The 462-nt window shown below is 30.5% G+C and carries 1 protein-coding gene; it reads right to left on the bottom strand.

All coding sequences use genetic code 11. From position 1 onward, the window contains the following. Window positions 1-219, bottom strand: a 219-nt coding sequence (locus tag SB775_RS27455) for a hypothetical protein (RefSeq protein ID WP_410864295.1), incomplete at its 3' end; no start/stop codon positions are given. Between the last annotated feature and the right edge of the window lie 243 nt (window positions 220-462).

Genomic DNA, 462 nt, shown 5'->3' with positions numbered 1-462 from the left:
ATTCTCTGGTGGAATGATATCTTGAATTTTTTCTTTTAAATCTACTTGAACCATTTCTTCAAGGTGTTCAAGTGAAACTTCAAAGTTTATGCATTCCGCAGTTTCGATGTTTAATAAAGAATAATTTTCATTCTTTTTAACAACAAGATATTGCGATTGATCTGTTATAACTATACATCCTTGTTGAATTCCTAATTGACGGTTATCTTCAAAAGTCATAAGTAAATCTCCTAACATTTTTCTGATAGGAATTGTACTACATAAAAATGTTAGTGTCTAGTCGGTCTTATGTAAGAACTGAAGTCAAACAAAATTCTTATTGTATGACCAAAAATAAAAGAACCCGTCTTTTATAAACGGATTCTTCCCTGAAGGTGTGCAAGAAATTCAAGGTAACTGGACCAGAGCACCATGTAGAATTTCTTGTGATATTAATGTATTCAAAGGAATTAAAAACGTTAA

The organism is Peribacillus sp. SIMBA_075 (assembly GCF_046534585.1).
This window is presented reverse-complemented; position numbering and strand designations above follow the sequence as displayed.